General features: G+C 71.2%; 16 protein-coding genes, 4 tRNA genes, 1 other RNA gene and 1 pseudogene. 10 read left to right on the forward strand and 12 right to left on the reverse strand.

Features of this window, described 5'->3' with window-relative positions; all coding sequences use genetic code 11:
* Window positions 1–72 precede the first annotated feature (72 nt).
* Complete coding sequence (locus ACIRHA_RS20465) at window positions 73–1,974, forward strand: propionyl-CoA synthetase (protein WP_403847468.1); 1,902 nt, start codon at window positions 73–75, stop codon at window positions 1,972–1,974.
* Here the strand turns inward: ACIRHA_RS20465 and ACIRHA_RS20470 are convergent.
* On the reverse strand, window positions 1,951–2,640 hold the full coding sequence (locus ACIRHA_RS20470; protein ID WP_403847470.1) for a sensor domain-containing protein: 690 nt from the start codon (window positions 2,638–2,640) through the stop codon (window positions 1,951–1,953). The two genes, ACIRHA_RS20465 and ACIRHA_RS20470, sit on opposite strands and share 24 nt — an antisense overlap.
* A 177-nt stretch (window positions 2,641–2,817) precedes the next feature.
* On the opposite strand from ACIRHA_RS20470, the gene ACIRHA_RS20475 reads away from it, so the two are divergent.
* Both ACIRHA_RS20475 and ACIRHA_RS20480 read left to right on the forward strand, forming a co-directional pair.
* Entirely contained in the window at window positions 2,818–3,207 is a 390-nt protein-coding gene (locus ACIRHA_RS20475) for a PadR family transcriptional regulator (RefSeq protein ID WP_403847473.1), read from the forward strand.
* Window positions 3,204–3,806 (forward strand): HAAS signaling domain-containing protein, encoded by a 603-nt coding sequence (locus tag ACIRHA_RS20480; RefSeq protein WP_403847476.1) that lies wholly within the window; start codon window positions 3,204–3,206, stop codon window positions 3,804–3,806. The genes ACIRHA_RS20475 and ACIRHA_RS20480 overlap by 4 nt, the downstream gene beginning before the upstream one ends.
* 324 nt (window positions 3,807–4,130) lie before the next feature.
* On the opposite strand, the gene ACIRHA_RS20485 is transcribed toward ACIRHA_RS20480, so the two are convergent.
* Together ACIRHA_RS20485 and ACIRHA_RS20490 are read right to left on the reverse strand one after the other, a co-directional pair.
* Entirely contained in the window at window positions 4,131–4,553 is a 423-nt protein-coding gene (locus ACIRHA_RS20485; protein ID WP_403847478.1) for a PIN domain nuclease, read from the reverse strand.
* Entirely contained in the window at window positions 4,550–4,765 is a 216-nt protein-coding gene (locus ACIRHA_RS20490; RefSeq protein ID WP_403847481.1) for a type II toxin-antitoxin system VapB family antitoxin, read from the reverse strand. Before ACIRHA_RS20490 ends, ACIRHA_RS20485 begins: the two co-directional genes overlap by 4 nt.
* Window positions 4,766–5,015: 250 nt before the next feature.
* Between ACIRHA_RS20490 and ACIRHA_RS20495 the strand changes: the two are divergent.
* A pseudogene (locus ACIRHA_RS20495) lies at window positions 5,016–5,203 on the forward strand (site-specific integrase); the annotation flags it as partial.
* Between the two features lie 49 nt (window positions 5,204–5,252).
* Here the strand turns inward: ACIRHA_RS20495 and ACIRHA_RS20500 are convergent.
* Window positions 5,253–5,337 (reverse strand) — tRNA-Ser (locus tag ACIRHA_RS20500).
* 121 nt (window positions 5,338–5,458) lie between these two features.
* Between ACIRHA_RS20500 and ffs the strand changes: the two genes are divergently transcribed.
* The 6 genes from ffs (at window position 5,459) to ACIRHA_RS20530 (ending at window position 14,218) form a co-directional block, all read left to right on the forward strand.
* Window positions 5,459–5,557: signal recognition particle sRNA small type (gene ffs, locus ACIRHA_RS20505), an RNA gene on the forward strand.
* A 64-nt stretch (window positions 5,558–5,621) separates the two neighbouring features.
* Window positions 5,622–7,946, forward strand: a complete 2,325-nt coding sequence (locus tag ACIRHA_RS20510) for a DNA polymerase III subunit gamma and tau (RefSeq protein ID WP_403847483.1) — start codon at window positions 5,622–5,624, stop codon at window positions 7,944–7,946.
* Window positions 7,947–8,098: 152 nt separating this feature from the next.
* Entirely contained in the window at window positions 8,099–9,358 is a 1,260-nt protein-coding gene (gene purD, locus ACIRHA_RS20515; protein WP_403847486.1) for a phosphoribosylamine--glycine ligase, read from the forward strand.
* A gap of 328 nt (window positions 9,359–9,686) precedes the next feature.
* Window positions 9,687–11,513, forward strand: a complete 1,827-nt coding sequence (locus ACIRHA_RS20520) for a hypothetical protein (RefSeq protein ID WP_403847489.1) — start codon at window positions 9,687–9,689, stop codon at window positions 11,511–11,513.
* Between the two features lie 222 nt (window positions 11,514–11,735).
* Window positions 11,736–13,223 (forward strand): N,N-dimethylformamidase beta subunit family domain-containing protein, encoded by a 1,488-nt coding sequence (locus ACIRHA_RS20525; RefSeq protein ID WP_403847709.1) that lies wholly within the window; start codon window positions 11,736–11,738, stop codon window positions 13,221–13,223.
* An 89-nt stretch (window positions 13,224–13,312) separates the two neighbouring features.
* Window positions 13,313–14,218: a phosphoribosylaminoimidazolesuccinocarboxamide synthase gene (locus ACIRHA_RS20530; RefSeq protein WP_403847491.1), complete on the forward strand. Its 906-nt coding sequence runs from the start codon at window positions 13,313–13,315 to the stop codon at window positions 14,216–14,218.
* Between the two features lie 51 nt (window positions 14,219–14,269).
* On the opposite strand, the gene ACIRHA_RS20535 is transcribed toward ACIRHA_RS20530, so the two are convergent.
* From ACIRHA_RS20535 to ACIRHA_RS20570, 8 genes are all read right to left on the reverse strand, one after another.
* Window positions 14,270–14,345: transfer RNA gene (locus ACIRHA_RS20535), tRNA-Gly, on the reverse strand.
* Between the two features lie 44 nt (window positions 14,346–14,389).
* Window positions 14,390–14,998, reverse strand: coding sequence for a response regulator (locus tag ACIRHA_RS20540; RefSeq protein ID WP_403847494.1), 609 nt, complete (start codon window positions 14,996–14,998; stop codon window positions 14,390–14,392).
* Complete coding sequence (locus tag ACIRHA_RS20545) at window positions 14,995–16,290, reverse strand: sensor histidine kinase (protein WP_403847497.1); 1,296 nt, start codon at window positions 16,288–16,290, stop codon at window positions 14,995–14,997. The genes ACIRHA_RS20540 and ACIRHA_RS20545 overlap by 4 nt, the downstream gene beginning before the upstream one ends.
* A gap of 11 nt (window positions 16,291–16,301) precedes the next feature.
* Complete coding sequence (locus tag ACIRHA_RS20550; protein ID WP_403847499.1) at window positions 16,302–17,117, reverse strand: ABC transporter permease; 816 nt, start codon at window positions 17,115–17,117, stop codon at window positions 16,302–16,304.
* Window positions 17,114–18,091 carry an ABC transporter ATP-binding protein gene (locus ACIRHA_RS20555; RefSeq protein WP_403847501.1) on the reverse strand — a complete coding sequence of 326 codons (978 nt, stop codon included), beginning with the start codon at window positions 18,089–18,091 and terminating at the stop codon, window positions 17,114–17,116. The genes ACIRHA_RS20550 and ACIRHA_RS20555 overlap by 4 nt, the downstream gene beginning before the upstream one ends.
* 127 nt (window positions 18,092–18,218) lie before the next feature.
* Window positions 18,219–18,291: transfer RNA gene (locus tag ACIRHA_RS20560), tRNA-Gly, on the reverse strand.
* Between the two features lie 52 nt (window positions 18,292–18,343).
* Window positions 18,344–18,415: transfer RNA gene (locus ACIRHA_RS20565), tRNA-Gly, on the reverse strand.
* Window positions 18,416–18,537: 122 nt separating this feature from the next.
* On the reverse strand, window positions 18,538–18,858 hold the full coding sequence (locus ACIRHA_RS20570) for an Lsr2 family protein (RefSeq protein ID WP_403847503.1): 321 nt from the start codon (window positions 18,856–18,858) through the stop codon (window positions 18,538–18,540).
* Window positions 18,859–19,021 lie beyond the last annotated feature (163 nt).

Below are 19,021 nucleotides of genomic sequence, written 5' to 3' on the forward strand. Positions count from 1 at the left end.
CGTGTTCCCGTCGCTACGGGAGCCCCGTTGACGGGGCTCCGCTGGTCGGGTTCTGCGCAAAGGAGTGCGGGCATGCCGTCGTACGAGGAAGTCTTCCGAGCGAGCACCGGGGACCCGGAGGGCTTCTGGCTCACGGCGGCCGGCGCGATCGACTGGGACACGCCCCCGACCAGGGCCCTCGACTCCTCGCGGGCCCCCTTCCACCGCTGGTTCCCCGACGGCGTGCTGAACGTCTGCCACAACGCGCTCGACCGCCATGTCGCGGCGGGCCGCGGTGGCAAGGCCGCACTCGTGTACGACTCCCCGGTGACGGACACCAAACGCACGTACACCTACGAAGAGCTGACCGACCAGGTCGCCGGCTTCGCGGGAGTGCTGACCGGCCGCGGGGTGACCCGCGGTGACCGGGTCGTCCTCTATATGCCGATGGTCCCGGAGGCCGTCGTCGCGATGCTCGCGTGCGCGCGGATCGGGGCCGTGCACTCGGTCGTCTTCGGTGGCTTCGCGGCGAACGAGCTGGCGGTGCGGATCGACGACGCGGCACCGAAGGTCGTCGTGTCGGCGTCCTGCGGGGTCGAGGGGGCACGGGTCGTCCCGTACAAGCCGCTCCTCGACGAGGCGGTGGACCTGTCGACGCACAAGCCGGACGCCTGCGTGATCCTCCAACGCCCGCAGGGTCCGGGCGAGTTGACGCCCGGCAGGGACGTCGACTGGGCGGAGGCGATGAGCGACGCGCACCCCGCGCCCTGCGTGCCGATGGCGGCGACGGACCCCCTGTACATCCTCTACACGTCCGGAACGACCGGAAAACCCAAGGGAGTCGTCCGCGACTGCGGCGGCTACGCGGTGGCGCTGCGCTGGTCCATGGAGGCCGTGTACGACGTGGGTCCCGGCGAGACCATGTTCACCGCGTCCGACGTGGGATGGGTCGTCGGCCACTCGTACATCGTGTACGCCCCGCTCCTCGCCGGCGCCACGACCGTCCTCTACGAGGGGAAGCCGGTCGGCACCCCGGACGCGGGCCAGTTCTGGCGGGTGGCGCAGGAGTACGGCGTGAAGACGCTGTTCACCGCGCCCACCGCCTTCCGGGCGATCAAGAAGGTCGACCCGGAAGGCCGGTTCACGCGTGCGTACGACCTCAGTGCCCTGAAGTACCTGTTCCTGGCCGGGGAGCGGCTCGACCCGGAGACGTACCACTGGGCGAGCGAGCTGCTCGGCATCCCGGTGATTGACCACTGGTGGCAGACCGAGACGGGCTGGCCGATCGTCGCGAACCCGGTGGGCATCGAGGCCGCGCCGGTCAAGGCGGGCTCCCCGACGTTCCCGCTGCCGGGCTGGGACGTACGGGTCGTGGACGGGGACGGCAAACCGATGCCGCCCGGTGAGGACGGCGCCATCGTCGTCCGCCTCCCCATGCCGCCCGGCTCCCTCCCCACCCTCTGGAACGACGACGAACGCTTCGTCTCCTCGTACCTGTCCGCCTTCGACGGCTACTACCTGACCGGCGACGGCGGGCATGTGGACGAGGACGGCTACGTGTTCGTGATGGGCCGCACCGACGACGTCATCAACGTCGCAGGGCACCGTCTGTCCACGGGCGGGATGGAGGAGGTCCTCGCCTCGCACCCGGATGTGGCCGAGTGCGCGGTCATCGGGGTGGCGGACTCACTCAAGGGCCAGGTCCCGCGAGGGTTCGTGGTCCTGAAGGCGGGCGTCTCGTCCGACCCCGCGGTGGTCGAGGCGGAACTCGTCCAGCTCGTACGGGACCGGATCGGCGCCGTCGCGTCCCTGAAGGAGGTCGCCGTGGTGGCCGCCCTGCCCAAGACCCGCTCGGGGAAGATCCTGCGCAGGACCATGCGCGGAATCGCCGACGGCCTGGACGAACCAGTGCCGTCGACGGTCGATGACGTAGCGGTCCTGGACGCGCTGCGACCGGTCCTCACGCGCGGGTCAGCGGGCGCCGCCGAGCAGTGAGCGGATCGCGACGCGGTCGAGGTTCGTCAGGCCGCGCACCAGCTGCGGCGTCAGGAACACAAGGACGAACCCGATGGCCGAGACCGCGGCGATCTGGGCGGGCGACTCCACGTAGTACGCGTGGTGCACGCCGGCGTCGGTCGTGAAGTCGTAGATCCGGTAGCCGGGCCAGTCCAGGTAGCGGTGGAAGACCCAGGAGTAGGCCGGGAAGAGCGCGACCACCCAGCCCGTGACGAAGAACGTCACGGACACCACGAAAGTCAGCACCCGCCACGGGAACATCACCACGTGGAAGAGCAACGCTTTCCACCCGGCGCCGTCGGCGAGCCGCCCCCGCAGTCCGGGCGCGGCGGGCGCGGGCGCCGCCACGTCCAGACCGAGCAGCGCACGCGCCCTGCCCCGCTCCGCCGCACCGAGCCCGCGCGCCCCGCCCAGCGCCGCCGCGAGGACCGGCAGCCCGATCCACACGACGAGCGTGCTCACCCCCAGGGCGAACATCGTCACGGCGAAGACGAACCCGGCGATCGCGACGGGGAGCGACGTGAGCGTGTGGCCGATCTCGCGGTAGGTGGCACCGGCGAACGGAGCGCGCCAGAACCCCGGCCGGGCCGTGGTCCGCGGTGCGGTCGGGGTGGTGCTCGCGTAGGACAGCGTGGTCGAGGTCATGCCCCAAGCCTCGCGAATCGACGGCGCGGGCGACATGGGGCTGCGGGGTGTCTTGGGGGTGGGGTTTACCCCAGGTCCGGGGTTGTCCCCAGGTCCGGCGGCGTACCCAAGCCGACCAGGTAGTGGCGTGTGCCAGCTACCTTGCACAACACAGTACTCCTGGGTACTGTGCAATGCATGGAACAGGGCGACACAAGTGATCGCGTTCCCGGCAAGGCCGAGAGCCAACTGCGCAAGGGCGTGCTGGAGTACTGCGTACTCGCGCTGATGCGGGACGAACCCCGCTACGGCGTGGAACTGGTGCAGGCGCTGGCCGCGAGCGGAGCACTCGCGGCCGGGCAGGGCACCATCTACCCCCTGCTGTCCCGGCTGCGGCGGGACGATCTGGTCGCCACCACCTGGCGCGAGTCCGCCTCCGGTCCCCCACGCCGTTACTACCGGCTGACCGAGTCCGGACTCGCCGCGCTGGAGGAGTTCAGCCGCATCTGGCCCGTATTCCGCGACACCGTCGACGGACTGCTCCAGCCCGCTTCACCACCCCCCACCGACTCCGGACGGAACTCATGAAGACCGAATTCGACCAGTCCCCCTCGATCGACTCCTTCCTCCGGTCCGTCGAACGCGAAGCCGCGGTGCTCCCCGTGGACAGAAAGCGGGAACTCCTGTCCGACCTCGGCGAGCACATCAAGGTCGCGCTCGCCGAACGCCCCGGACAGGAGCAGGTGATCCTGGCCGAACTCGGCGACCCGCGCGCCATCGTGGGCACCGCCCTGGAGTCGGTCCCCGCCGCCGACCGGATCCCGCGCACCCCGGCGACTCCGGGCGCGGTGAAGGCGCTGCGCATCCTGCTCTGGTTCAGCCTGGCCCTCGCGGTGTTCGTCGTCGTGGGACTCATCGTGGAACCGATGGACTATCCCGTGTACGTCATGGTGCTCTCGTTGCTGCCCATCGCGCTCACCGCGGCCCATGTCTTCTTCCTGAAGCCAGGGCGTGAGGCGCTGCGCATCACGCTCACCGTGACCTCGGCCTTGTGGGTCGTTGGCCTGATCGTCAAGAACGCGGCGGTCTCGCCCTGGGCCGTCGCAGGGGCGCTCATCGCTGGCGCGATAGTGGTCCTGGTCAATCTGCGGAGCACCCGGACCTGGCTCGCGGGCGCGGCCGAGTAGGCCCACGAGAGCCGAACATGTCTCCGCGAAAGGGCGGCCCCCGCATGAGGCGTGGGTGGCCGCCCTTCCATCGCTCCGGGGTCAACCGAGACGGAGAAAGACGAAGGCCCGGACCGATTGCTCGGTCCGGGCCTTCTGCCTGCGGAGGATACGAGATTCGAACTCGTGAGGGGTTGCCCCCAACACGCTGTCCAGCAACTGATTCGTCCTTGGGTTCTGCGGGGTGGGAGTCCGTTATGACCTGCGGCGGAGCGCGGGTAGCCACGGCTGGTGAACGGTGCTGTACGGCGGTGAATGCAACCAGAACCGCAACCAGACGTGGGTCTACTTGCCTGGCGCGGGCCCGTACCACTGGAGCGCCTGCCCGGTGACAGCGGCCACGCAGTCGAAATCCCGGTCGCGGTGCAGCAACGTCAGCCCCTGCAGTTCCGCCGTGGCGGCCACGACCAGGTCAACGGCTCCTGCGCTGCGGTGTTGCCCCTGCTTGGTCAGGGCTTCCTGTACTTGCCAGGCGCGTGTGTAGGCGCGCTCATCGACCGGTACCCAGCCGAAAAGCATCCGCATGTCTTCGATACCCCGTGCCCGGTCTTCGGCGGAACGGGCACTGTAGAAGAACTCCAGCTCGGTGATGGGACAGGTGGCGATGAGCCCGGCCGCGGCGGCTCGGTCCCAGCCGTACTGCTCCGCATCACCGCGCATGAATCGAGCGAGTGCGCTCGTGTCGATCAGGAACTGGGCCGCGTTCACCGACGGTAGTTTCCCTTGTCCTCGAAGAGGTCCAGGTCGAAGGCGCCGTCACCGGCGGCTGTGCGCAGCCGGGTCAGGGCGAGCGCGCGACGGCGGTTCTCCAGCACCTCGCGCAGGGCGGTGTTGACGGTTTCCTTCTTGGTGCCTGTGCCGAGTGCCTTGGCGACGTCGGTCACCAGTTGGTCATCGAGATCGATCACGGTTCGGCTCATCCCTGCACCTCCATGGATATCATCGGTGCCATCGAGTATATCTCGCGAGGTTCAATGTGGTGTGGTGCGTGGTCCAGCGAAGGGGTGCCCGTGCACCCGCCGGGCCCGATCCAGACGTCTCGCACGGCGCTCCGCCGTTCTTGTGGCTGCACGATCCCGTGCCAGAGGCGGAACACCTCGACGTCAAGCCAACGCGTACGCGTTGACCGTGGGTGTTCGCACCCAGGCCGAGGGCGCCGCAGGCCAGGAACTGGGCGTCCCGGACCGGGCATCGACCAGATCATGGGGTGGGAGCCGGGCGGCGCCGCGAGGGTGCGTGCGCGGTACCTCCACGTGCCGGATCACCTACTCAAGGAGGTGGCCCAGAAGATCGGTACGGCAATCTGGGGAGCGCCGGAAACAGCCCCTGTGGACAAAGACCAGGACAACGGGAGCTGAGAAACGCAGAGGGCCCGCACCGTGTGAACGGTGCGGGCCCTCTGACCTGCGGAGGATACGAGATTCGAACTCGTGAGGGGTTGCCCCCAACACGCTTTCCAAGCGTGCGCCCTAGGCCACTAGGCGAATCCTCCGCCGCAAACAATACAAGACGCCGAGGAGTGCTCGCGACCACGTTGACGATCAAGGTCATCGACGGATCGAGGGGTCGGACCTCCGGGTTCTTTCCACGGTGGGGGATCGGGTACTGTGGGCGTCAGCCCCTCACGTGGCGCTATCTGACTGAACTCCCCCAGGGCCGGAAGGCAGCAAGGGTAAGTCGGCTCTGGCGGGTGCGTGGGGGGCGTTTACGTTTCCGGGGGCACGCGATACCCGTGGGCGGGTCCGGTTGTCAGTGGGCGCCTATAACCTCGTATGCGTGTCGTCTCTCGCGCTCTATCGCCGCTACCGCCCGGAGTCGTTCGCCGAGGTCATCGGGCAGGAACATGTAACCGACCCGCTGCAGCAGGCGCTGCGGAACAACCGGGTCAATCACGCGTACCTGTTCTCGGGCCCGCGCGGCTGCGGCAAGACGACCAGCGCGCGCATTCTGGCCCGCTGTCTCAACTGTGAGCAGGGCCCCACCCCGAATCCGTGCGGAGAGTGCCAGTCCTGCCAGGACCTCGCGCGCAACGGACCGGGGTCGATCGACGTCATCGAGATCGACGCCGCTTCGCACGGTGGTGTGGACGACGCCCGTGACCTGCGGGAGAAGGCCTTCTTCGGCCCGGCGAGCAGCCGGTACAAGATCTACATCATCGACGAGGCCCACATGGTCACGTCCGCGGGCTTCAACGCGCTGCTGAAGGTGGTCGAGGAGCCGCCGGAGCACCTCAAGTTCATCTTCGCGACCACCGAGCCCGAGAAGGTCATCGGGACGATCCGGTCCAGGACGCACCACTACCCGTTCCGGCTCGTGCCGCCGGGGACGCTGCGCGACTACCTGGGTGAGGTGTGCGGCAAGGAGGACATGGCTGTCGCGGAGGGCGTGCTGCCGCTCGTCGTCCGGGCAGGCGCGGGGTCCGTGCGTGACTCCATGTCCGTCATGGACCAGCTGCTCGCCGGCGCGGGCGAAGACGGTGTGACGTATGCCATGGCGACCGGTCTGCTCGGATATACGGACGGTTCGTTGCTCGACTCCGTCGTCGAGGCCTTCGCCACCGGTGACGGCGCCGCCGCCTTCGAGGTCGTGGACCGGGTCATCGAGGGTGGCAACGATCCGCGGCGCTTCGTGGCCGACCTGCTCGAGCGGCTGCGGGATCTCGTGATCCTGGCCGCCGTTCCCGACGCCGCGGAGAAGGGGCTCATCGACGCCCCGGCCGATGTGGTGGAGCGGATGCAGGCGCAGGCGGGCACGTTCGGCGCCGCCGAGCTCAGCAGGGCCGCCGATCTCGTCAACGAGGGCCTGACCGAGTTGCGCGGCGCCAACGCTCCGCGGCTCCAGCTCGAGCTGATCTGCGCGCGCGTGCTGCTGCCCGCCGCGTACAACGACGAGCGTTCGCTCATGGCCCGCCTGGACCGCATCGAGCGCGGCGGAGTCTTCACGCCGGGCGGGCAGGGGCCCGCGCCTTCCATGGCGTACGTTCCCGGGCCCGATGCCCATGCTCCTATGCAGGCCGGTGCCCCGGCGCAGGCGCAGGCGCCTGTGCCGTCCGTCGAGCCGGGTGGCGGGCCCGCGGCGGCTCGGGCGGCGGTGCGAGGAGGCGGGCCGGGCGGCGGCCCCGGCGCGGCTCAGGCCCCGACTCCGGCTCCGGCGGCGCCCATGGCTCCGCAGGCTCAGGCGCCCGCACCGGCCCCCGCACCGGCCCCCGCACCGGCCCCCGCGCCGAGCCCCACTCCGGCTCCCGCCCCGCCCGCGGAGGCCCAGACCGCTCAGCCCGCCCCTGCCGCCCCCGGCTCCTGGCCCACCGCCGCCCCGGCGGGCGGCGGAGGCGGTGCCGGTGGAGGCCGCAGGCCCGGCGGATGGCCCACGGCCGCAGCCGCGGGTTCCGGCCAGCCGCCCGCTCCGGCCGCACCACAGACCCCGGCCCCCGACCCGACCCCGCAGCAGTCGGCCCCGGCACCGGCCCCCGCGCCCGCACCCTCCGCACCGGCCCCGGTCGGCGGCCCGGACCCCCGTACGCTCTGGCCGAACATCCTGGAGGCGGTCAAGAACAAGCGCCGCTTCACCTGGATCCTGCTCAGTCAGAACGCGCAGGTCACAGGCTTCGACGGTGCCACGCTCCAGCTCGGTTTCGTGAACGCGGGCGCCCGTGACAACTTCGTGAGCAGTGGCAGCGAGGACGTACTGAAGGCGGCACTGTCCGAGCAGTTCGGGGCGAACTGGAAGATCGACGCCGTCGTCGACACCTCGGGCGGAGGCGGCGCACCCCCGGCGCCCGGCCCCGGCGGCGGATACGGCGGTGGCGGTGGCGGTGGCGGTGGTTACGGCGGAGGCGGCTACGCCCCCGCGCCCGCCCCGGCACCGGCGCCGGCTCCCGCACCCCCGGAGCGGTCCCAGCCGTCCGCCGCCCAGCCCGCTCCGCCCAGTGCGGAGCCCGCCCCGGCCCCCGCTCCCCAGGAACCGCCCCGCCGCTCGGTGTCGGTGGAGGACGACATCCCGGAGGACGACGACCCGGACCTGGACGAGAAGTCACTGTCGGGCCACGACCTGATCATGCGTGAGCTGGGCGCGACGGTGGTCGAGGAGTTCACGAACGAATAGCGCGGAGCCCCTGCCCGTGGACCTGTGCCCGTGGACCCGTGCCCATGGACCCGTGCCCATGGAGGGGCCTGGAGGAACCCACAAACCCCCGATCCTCCCGCCTTGGGTAGCCCGTACAAGACCACCCCGGTCGTACGGATAGGCTGACCGGCGTGAAGGTCCTCGTCATCGGCAGCGGCGCCCGCGAACACGCCCTGTGCCGCTCAATGTCCCTCGACCCCGACGTCACCGCCCTGCACTGTGCTCCCGGCAACGCAGGCATCGCCGAGGTCGCCGAGCTGCACGCGGTCGACGCCCTCGACGGCGCGGCGGTCACCGCTCTCGCCCAGGAGCTGGAGGCGGAGCTCGTCGTCGTCGGCCCCGAGGCGCCCCTGGTCGCCGGTGTCGCCGACGCGGTCCGCGCCGCCGGCATCCCCGTCTTCGGCCCGTCCGGCGAGGCCGCCCAGCTGGAGGGCTCCAAGGCGTTCGCCAAGGACGTCATGGCCGGCGCGGGTGTGCCCACCGCACGCTCGTACGTGTGCACCAACGCCACGGAGATCGACGAGGCGCTCGACGCGTTCGGCGCCCCGTACGTCGTGAAGGACGACGGTCTCGCCGCGGGCAAGGGCGTCGTCGTGACCGACGACATCGAGGAGGCCCGCGCCCACGCGAAGGCCTGTGAGCGCGTCGTCATCGAGGAGTTCCTCGACGGCCCCGAGGTCTCGCTCTTCGCGATCACCGACGGCACCACCGTTGTCCCGCTGCAGCCCGCTCAGGACTTCAAGCGCGCGCTCGACAACGACGAGGGCCCCAACACCGGTGGAATGGGCGCCTATTCGCCGCTCCCGTGGGCCGACCCGAAGCTGGTCGGGGAGGTCCTCGACACGGTGCTGCAGCCGACGGTCGACGAGATGGCGCGGCGCGGCACCCCGTTCTCGGGCCTGCTCTACGCCGGTCTCGCGATCACCGGCCGCGGCGTCCGCGTCATCGAGTTCAACGCCCGCTTCGGCGACCCCGAGACCCAGGTCGTCCTGGCCCGCCTCAAGACGCCGCTGGCCGGTGTCCTGCTGGCGTCGGCCCATGGCACGCTCGCCGACCTCGAGCCGCTGCGCTGGAGCGAGGACGCGGCCGTCACCGTCGTCCTCGCCTCGCACAACTACCCCGACACCCCGCGCACCGGTGACCCGATCACCGGGCTCGACGAGGTGGCCGCGCAGGACGCCCCGAACGCGTACGTGCTGCACGCCGGCACCAAGCGCGACGGCGGGAGCGGCGCGGTCGTCAGCGCGGGCGGCCGCGTGCTGTCCGTCACCGCGGTCGGCGGCGACCTGACGCAGGCCCGCGAGCGCGCGTACGCCGCCGTGGAACGCATCGGCCTCGACGGCTCGCAGCACCGCACGGACATCGCCGCGAAGGCCGCTTCCGGCCACTGACAGCCACCGGTTCCGGGCGGGCCGCACCCTCGCCTGCCCGGCGCCCGATGTCACCCACCTCTACCCAAAGCCATTCCATCGAGTGACCGCTGGCCCAACCGGCTGACGAGGCCGGAACCCCCAACTAGGGTGCGGCGCACGGAGTTACGGCACCCGTGCGAGCCGCGCAGAACCAGACGGACCACCGGCATTGCGATGTCAGTGGCGGGTGCCATTGTGGGGGAGTGAGCAACGCCACCAGAGCTCTGCTGCGGGCCTCGGCCCCTGGCTGGGCAACAGGCAAGGGCAGCAGGGGGTGACATCGGTCGTGTCCGGTACGGGTGTGGAGATGGGTGCGCAGAGTGCGCGCTCCCGAGCCCTCGCCGTGCTGCGCATCCGCAGCAGGGCGACGGCCATCGCGCTGCTTCCCGCAGCCGTTTCCGTGGTGCTGCTCGCGGGAGGCACCACCGGCCATCTGACGGGCGGGGGCTGGGACGTCGCGCGCGGCATCGTGAGCGCGATCGCCCTCGTCGTCCTGCTCGCGGCCGCCGCCGTCGCCCTCGTGGTGGCGCGCGCCCGCCCGGCCGTCAGTCCGACGATCCCGATCGCCGAGAACACCGCCCCCGATCTGTACCGGATGGTGCGCGACCTGGCCGACCGGCTCGATGTTCCGGCCCCCTCGGCGATAGCGCTCACCCCGGACGTCGACAGCTGGCTCGAGGACCGTACGCATCCTGCCCACGGCCCGCCCACGCGCCGCGGCCAGAGCCCCGCCCCCGGGCGGAGCGCGGCGGACGGGAGCGGGGACCCCAAGGCCCCCGCCGCGCCCGTCCTCGTCATCGGCTCGCCCTTCCTGTGGTGGATGCGGGTGGGCGAGCTGCGTGCGCTCCTGGCCCCGGTCGTCGCCGGTACGGGACCCTCGGCGCACCCCGACATAGCGGCGGCCCGGCGCTTCATCCGTGGCCTCGACGCGGCGGTGGCGGTCTCCTCCGCAGGCGGCCGCGGGCCGGTGGCTCGTGTCGTGCTCGGCGGTGTCGGCCGGGTCGCGCGGCTGCTGCTGACCGGTTGCCGGGTGCACGCCGCCGAGATGGAGCGCGGCGTCGCCGCGGCCGCGGCCGAGCGCGCCCAGGCGGTGGACTACGGCCTGCGGATCGTCGCCCAGGAGCAGGTCGGGCTCGCGTACGCGGGCTGGGACCGGCTGCTCACGCGCGTCGCGCTGCCGGCCTGGCGGATGGGCCGCTGGCCCGCCCGGCTTGACGCGGGCGTGGTCGCGGCGCTGACCGAGCTGTCCCGGCGCGATCGCCTCGCGGCGCAGAACGGGAGCTTTGCCTCGCGGCTCGGGGAGCGTCCCGCGTGCGATCTGCTCGAAGAGCCCGGAACGGTCGACGAGGCGGCGTCGCTGCTCGCCGCGCGTCTCTTCCACGGGGGGCCCGCCGAGCGGGGGCCGGACTGGGCGCCGGTGGACTGGCAGGAGTATCCGGACGAGGTCGTGGACCGGAAGTGGCGGATGGATGCGGCTCGGCTCCACCGGGTTATGGATGGGCTGGGCGTACGGGTTCCCTCCGGGGGTGCGGAGGGGCCGACGTTGGCCCGGGTTCTGGATCACCTTTCGGTGGTGCCGGGCGGGTCGTCCGCGCACACGTCTCGGGGCTCCGCCCCGGACCCCGCTGCTCAATCGCCGCAGGGGCTTGAAATGCCTGCTCAATCGCCGCAGGGGCTTGAATTGGCCGCACCCGGCGCTGGTGGGCTTGAAATGCCCGCCGAGCCGGACGGGACCGTCCTCGACGTTCTCTCCGCCACCCTCGCCGCCGAGGTGGCCCGGGAGGAGAGTGCGCGGCCCGTGTCCTCGGGGCCGCCCGCCGGGCAGGGGAGTCCGGACGGGGCGTTGTGGGACGAGGGCGCGTTGCCGCTGTTCCCGCTGCAACCGCCGCGCACAGGGCGGGAGTTGCTGGCCGACCACGTCACCGCGATGGTCTGCTGCGCCGCTGTGGACACGGCGGGCGCGGCGCCGGGCCTGGACTGGCTGGACGGCCCGTCGCTCCTGGTCGACGGGGAGCGCACGGCCGACCTGACGCCCCGTGTGCTGAGTCTGGTGGAGGACGGCGACGTGGAGCCGCTCAAGGACTGGCTGACCCGTCGTGGCATCCGCGCGGAGAAGCCGGTGCGCCTCGTGTGAGGCGCCGTCCCGCCTGTGACCCCCGCAACTCCCGGAAACCCGGAGGGAATCGTTCCACTCTCGCCAATTCGCGACGAACGGTGACGGAGTGCGTGCGTAATGTGATGTGCTGGGGACCGGTCGCGGACATGAGGCCGCGGGTGTGGGCTCGGGGGAGCGAGGGAGGGGAGCGGCATGGGGCCGGACAGGGAGGGGCGCCCGAAAGACCTGGCGAGCAAGGACATGCCCCCGCCCCGCGCGCGTACGCCCCGCTGGGAATCAGGCGCACTGGCGCACGCGGTCACGGACCCGTTCGGACAGGGACCGCTCCCCTGGCTGCGCGGAAGTGAGCACTATTTCGACGACACCGGACATGTCGTGCCCTGGTACGCCGACCATGTGCCGCGGCCCGGCGCGCACGACATCCCGGCCCCCCGCACCAGCGGCCCCCGCACCGCCGACGACGTGCACCGCCAGATCAAGGGCTTCACCTCGACCGGCGCCGCCGCTCCCGGCGAGGCGATCGACTTCCACATCACGGTGGACCCGCCCCAGCAGTTCACCGTGGACATCTACCGCATCGGGCACTACGGCGGAGACGGCGCCCGCAAGATCACCACGAGCCCGCGCCTGTCCGGCATCGTCCAGCCGGCCCCGCTGACCGCGGACCGCACGGTCTCCTGCCACCACTGGTGGCTGTCGTGGCGGCTGCAGATCCCGTCGTACTGGAACGCGGGCGCGTACGTCGCCGTCCTCACGACGCTCGACGGCTATCGCTCGCACATCCCCTTCACGGTCCGCGACTCCGAGCCCGCCGACCTGCTGCTCCTGCTCCCGGACATCACCTGGCAGGCGTACAACCTCTACCCGGAGGACGGGCGCACGGGCGCGAGCCTGTACCACGCGTGGGACGAGGAAGGGCGGCTGCTCGGCGAGAGCGAGGCCGCGATCACGGTCTCCTTCGACCGTCCGTACGCGGGCGCGGGCCTGCCCCTGCACGTGGGGCACGCCTACGACTTCATCCGCTGGGCCGAGCGGTACGGGTACGACCTCGCGTACGCCGACGCCCGCGATCTGCACGCGGGCCGCATCGACCCGACCCGCTACCGGGGCCTGGTCTTCCCCGGTCACGACGAGTACTGGTCGGCGAACATGCGCCGCACGACCGAGCTGGCCCGGGAGAACGGGACATCGCTCGTCTTCCTCTCCGCCAACACCATGTACTGGCAGGTGGAGTTGGGCGCGGCCCCGTCCGGCGTACCGGACCGGCTGCTCACCTGCCGCAAGCGCAGGGGCCCCGGAAGGCCGACGCTGTGGCGGGAGATCGACAAGCCGGAGCAGCAGCTGATGGGCATCCAGTACGCGGGCCGGGTCCCCGAGCCGCACCCCCTGATCGTGCGGAACGCGGACCACTGGCTGTGGGAGGCGACCGGGGCGCACGAGGGGGACGAGATAGCGGACCTGGTGGCCGGTGAGGCCGACCGCTACTTCCCGCGGACGTCCCTGCCCGAGCACCAGGACCGCATCCTGCTCGCGCACTCCCCGTACCGCGACAGCGACAAGGCCCGCAGGCACCAGGAGACATCGTTGTACCGGTCGCCGTCCGGAGCGCTGGTCTTCGCGTCCGGGACGTTCGCCTGGTCCCCGGCCCTGGACCGCCCCGGCCACGTGGACCCGCGGATCCAGCGGGCGACGGCGAATCTCCTCGACCGCATCTGCAAACGAGACTGAGCACACGCCCCGTCACAGGACCCGTGGCCAAAACTCGTCCCCACGTACGGGAGAATCGGGGTACTCGTACATACCCACGGGGAGGAACCATGTCCGGATTCGTCGAAAAGCCCGAGCCAGTACAGGTGCCGGGCCTGGTGCATCTCCACACCGGCAAGGTGCGGGACCTGTACCGGAACGAGGCGGGCGACCTCGTCATGGTCGCCACCGACCGCATGTCGGCCTACGACTGGGTGCTGCCCAGCCCGATCCCGGACAAGGGCAAGGTCCTCACGCAGCTGTCGCTGTGGTGGTTCGACCAGCTCCAGGATCTGATCCCGAACCACGTCATCTCGCAGGAGCTGCCCGAGGGCGCCCCCGCCGACTGGGCGGGCCGCACCCTCGTCTGCGAGAGCCTCGACATGGTCCCGGTCGAGGCCGTGGCCCGCGGCTACCTCACCGGCTCGGGCCTGGTCGAGTACAACGAGTCGCGTACGGTCTGCGGCCTCGCCCTGCCCGAGGGCCTGGAGGACGGCTCCGAGCTGCCCGCCCCGATCTTCACGCCCGCCACGAAGGCCGAGGTCGGCGAGCACGACGAGAACGTGAGCTACGAGGAGGTGGCCCGCCAGGTCGGCGCCGAGACGGCCGCCCAGCTGCGCCAGTCCACCCTCGCCGTCTACAGCCGGGCGCGGGACATCGCGCGCGAGCGCGGCATCATCCTGGCCGACACCAAGTTCGAGTTCGGCTTCGACAAGGACGGCGCGCTGATCCTCGCCGACGAGGTGTTGACCCCGGACTCCTCCCGCTTCTGGCCCGCCGACCAGTGGCAGCCGGGCCGCGCCCAGCCGAGCTACGACAAGCAGTTCGTGCGGGACTGGCTGACCTCGCCGGCCTCCGGCTGGGACCGCAAGAGCGAGCAGCCGCCGCCCGCGCTCCCGGACGAGGTCGTGACGGCGACCCGCGCCAAGTACATCGAGGCGTACGAGCTGCTGACCGGCCAGAGCTGGAACGCGTAGCGACAGGAACGACGAGAAAGGCCCCGGTCCTCGGACCGGGGCCTTTCTTCGTGGAGCGAACGACGAGGTTCGAACTCGCGACCTCAACCTTGGCAAGGTTGCGCTCTACCAACTGAGCTACGTTCGCAAGCGCCGCTTGCGCGGTGCCGCTGCGCCGAAGCGCGACGCCAACTATACCCAACCTCGTTCGCGCGCGAGACGTACCGCCGCGTGCCGGTTCTCCGCACCGAGCTTCGAGACGGCCGACGACAGATAGTTGCGGACCGTCCCCTGGGACAGCGCGGCCCGCTCGGCGATCTCCGCGACGGGAGCGCCGTCGGCCGCGAGTTCGAGCACCTCGGCCTCGCGCGCGGTCAGCGGCGAGTCTCCGGAGGAGATCGCGTCGGCCGCCAACTCCGGGTCCACATAACGGTTTCCCGCGTGCACCGTGCGGATGATCTCGGCGAGCCGCTGCGCGCTCACCGTCTTCGGTACGAACCCGCGCACACCTGCGGCGAGGGCCCGCTTCAGGTGCCCCGGGCGGCCGTGGCTGGTCACGATCATGGTGCGGCAGCCGGGCAGTTCGTCCCGGATCGATGTGGCCACGCTCACACCGTCGGCGCCCGGCATCTGCAGGTCGAGCACGGCGACGTCCGGCTTGTGCGCCCGCGCCATGGCGAGTGCCTCGGGCCCACTGGCGGCCTCGGCGACGACGACCAGATCGTCCTCCAGGGCGAGCAGTGCGGCGAGCGCGCCGCGGATCAGATGCTCGTCGTCGGCGAGCAGCACGCGCAGCGTCATCGGCGGGCCTCCTGCTCCTGCTGTGCGTCGGGCACGGTGGAAGCGGTGGGCACAGCCCCCGGCGCCTGTGCCGGAGGCGTCAACGGCACGGAGGCCTTCACGCGGAACACCTCGCCGCGCAACGTTCCGTTCCGCACCACTCCCGCCTCCAGCTCCCCGCCCACCGCGGCCAGCCGCTCCCGCAGCCCCGCGAGCCCCGACCCCGTACCGGAGGCCGATGGCGCGCCGCCGACCCCGTCGCTCTCCACGCTCAACACCACACCACCCGCAGCCACCTCCAGCTCCACACGGCAGGCCTTCGCATCGCCGTGCCGCAGTACGTTCGTCGTGGTCTCGCGCACCACCCAGCCGAGCACGGACTGCACCTCGCTGGGCAGTCCGGCGGCGGACCCGGTCACGGTGCAGTCGATCCCAGCGGCGTCCAACACGCCTTGCGCACCGGCGAGTTCGGCCCCGAGGTCGGCCTCGCGGTAGCCCCGTACGACATCGCGCACCTCCTTCTGCGACTCGCGCGCGATGCGCTGCACCTCGATCATCTGCGCCACCGCGTCCTCGGTCCGCCCGCGCCGGGCGAGCTGCACGGCGAGCTCGCTCTTCAGCGCGACGACGGACAGGTTGCGCCCCATCACATCGTGCAGATCCCGCCCGAACCGCAACCGCTCCTCGGCGACGGCGAGCAGGGCCTTGGTCTCGCGGGAGCGCTCGGAGTCCCACATCACGGAGAGGGACCAGGCGGAGCACCGGAAGGTCAGCAGGGCGAGAGCGGCTGTCAGGATCATCAACAGGGCCACGACCACGAGGCCGCCGGGCGAGGTACCGATGACCGCGGCGGCCGCGACACAGACCACGATGGCCACGGCGGCCCGCCGCGCGAAGGAGCGTACGGGCACCGTCAGTGCGTAGGCGCAGGCGAACGGCATGGGGGCGAACACCAGCGGCATGGCGATCAGGCCGTCCCGCACGCTGTCGGTGACGGTCAGCGCGACGATCAACCCGAACGCGATGACGGCCAGTGCCGCGCTGACTCCCGTCAGGGCCCGGGGCACGCGGCCCCGCCCCAGATACTGGTCGAGGGCGGCCAGCGCGTGCCGGTCGCCGACCACGCACTGCACCAGGTTCACGACGACAAGGGCGCCACCGAGGGCGTACGGGACGGTGTCGCGCACCAGGCTGCCTGCGAGGCCGGAAATCGACCAGGCCACGAAGAACAACCAGTTGACCGTGCGCAGCGTGAACCGTGTCTGCCACTCGACCCGCTCGACCTTGCTCCGGTCCCGCCAACGAACCCGCACGCCAGCCCCTCTCAATGCCGCGGTTCCCACCGGAACCGCTTCTGCACAGCAAACACCGCGACCACAATCCAGGCCACCGCGATGGCGATCGCCTGCACGGTCTCCCCGCCGGACAGGTTCCCGCTCCAGCCGCCCCGCACCAGGGTGAGCGCCGAGGTGAGCGGCAGCAGCTCGCACACGGACGCCACCTTGTCCGGCAGGATCTCCAGCGGAACGGTGGCGCCGGACCCGATCATCGAGATGAGCAGCATCGGCATCGCCGCGACCTGCGCGCTCTCCACGCTGCGGCTGAAAGCCGTGGTGAAGGCGGCGAGCGCCACGCACAGCGGGATCCCCAACAGCAGGCCGAGCACCGCCAGTTGAGGCGCCTCGGGGGCCCCGGCGTCCAGCACCGTAGAGCAGGCGACGGCCATCACGACGCACTGCACGAGCCCGATCACGACGGACGGCACCGCGGCGCCCGCGAGGATCTCGGGGTCGCGCAGCTCTCCGGTGCGCAGCCGCTTGAGGACCAGTTCCTCGCGCCGTGCCGCGTACACGCTCACCAGCGAGCTGTACACGGCGAACAGCAGCGAGAACGCGACGGCGGCGGTGAGCATGGTGGAGCCGATGTTCAGGCCCGCGTCCCGCAGCCCGTCCCGGTCCACGTACTGGGCGACGCTGAACGGCAGCACGAGCGGCACGAACACCGCCGTGAACAGCACGCCCTTGCTCCGCCCGATGAGCGTGAACTCGGCCCGCGCGAGGGCGCGCAGTCGTCCCGCGGAGGTGGTCGTCGCCGTGGTCGCGGCCGAGTTCGTGGTCTTGGGCACCGTCGTCGTACTCATACCGCCATCTCCTTCTCCCGGTCCGGCTTCCCCGCGGGACCCTTCGCGTCCTGCGCGATCCGCAGGAACGCCTCCTCCAGCGAGGCGCCCCGCACATCGAGCCGCCGCAGTTCGACGCCGGCGTCCCTGGCCCACACGAGGAGTCCCGTGGCGGCCCGCTGCAGATCCTCGGTGCGCAGCCGGATCAGCCGGCCCTCGATGTCGTGCGTGTCGACGCCGAGCCAGCCCAGCGGCGGCAGATCGCCCACGAAGTACCCGTCGGGCAGCTCGAAGGAGATGTGCGAGGGCTGCGCGGCGACGACCTCGTCGACGCGGCCCTCGGCGGCGATCCGGCCCTCGTGCAGGATCGCGAGCCGGTCGGCGAGCTCCTCGGCCTCTTCGAGGTAGTGCGTGGTCAGCAGCACGGTGGTGCCCTCGGCGCTCAGCCGGCGCACCAACTCCCAGGTGTCGCGGCGCCCTTCGGCGTCGAGGCCGGTGGTCGGCTCGTCGAGGAAGAGCACCTCGGGCCGCCCGAGCAGCGCGAGCGCGAGGTCGAGCCGCCGCTTCTCGCCGCCGGACAGCTGCTTGACCCGGACCGCCCCGCGCCTGCCGAGCCCCACCGCCTCCAGCGCCTCGCCGATCGGCCGGGCCCCGCTCGTGCAGCCCGCCCACATCCGTACGGTCTCGGTGACGGTCAGCTCGCTGGGGAATCCGCCGTCCTGCAGCATCACCCCGATCCGCGGCCGCACCCGGTCCCGTTCGCTGTACGGGTCGTGCCCGAGCACCCGCACCCGGCCACCGGCCGGGGCCGCGAGTCCCTCGATGAGCTCGACGGTGGAGGTCTTTCCTGCGCCGTTCGTGCCGAGGAGTGCGAAGAGCTCGCCGCGGCCCACGGAGAAGCTGACTCCGCGCACCGCCTCGAAGGAACTCTTGGTGCCGTCCCCGTACACGCGGCGCAGATCAGTGACATCGATCACGCGCTCGTTGCTGGTCATGTCTCAAGCCTTCCGCCCGGCGGGGGCGGTCGGCAGTGCGCGCTGTCATCGGCCCGCATGACAAATGTCAGAAGGCCGGCGGACACGACGAAGGCCCGGTCCATGAGGACCGGGCCTTCGTTCTCTGAGCGAACGACGAGGTTCGAACTCGCGACCTCAACCTTGGCAAGGTTGCGCTCTACCAACTGAGCTACGTTCGCACTGCTTGCATCAGCCTACCGTACCCACCGAAGTGCTCGGTACGCGATGCGGAGCGGGTGACAGGAATTGCACACTGCGCCTTCCCCCTGGAAGGGGGATGTTCTGCTACTGAACTACACCCGCATGTACTCCGTGAGGTCCGGCCCTGCGGCCTCGCCCCTCGGCGTGCTCCAGACTTTAGCCGACCCTCGGGGGTGCAGCGCAAGTCCGGTCGCCGAGGGGCTTCGGTCGGCGGGTGCGCGCGCTCAGTTGGCCTCGGCGAAGGCCTCGTAGACCCGCTTCGGGATGCGGCCGCGCGGCGGCACGTCGAAGTGGTTCGAGCGAGCCCAGGCGCGGACGGCCGCCGGGTCCGGGCTCAGGTCGGTGCGCTTGTACGCCTTGCCCGTCTTCCCCGACCGCTTGCGGCCCGCCTCCAGGTAGGGGGCGAGGGCCTCGCGGAGCTGGTGGGCGTTGGTCTTATTGAGGTCGATCTCGTACGACGAGCCGTCGAGACCGAATGCGACCGTTTCCGCCGCTTCCCCGCCGTCGATGTCGTCAAAGAGGGTGACCACGACACGCTGCGCCACGAATATCGGTCCCTTCGTCCAGCACCCCGCTTTGACGTGCGGTGATGCAGACCGTCCAGCTGTTGTCAGGCAATGCCCGGGCAATGCGGTGCCCCGAGTTCAGGCCGAGTGCCTGTATCTGCCATTTCCTTTTTACCCTGTCCGGCAATGCAGTGGGAAGACC

This window comes from Streptomyces sp. NPDC102360 (assembly GCF_044766085.1).
Lineage (GTDB): Bacteria > Actinomycetota > Actinomycetes > Streptomycetales > Streptomycetaceae > Streptomyces.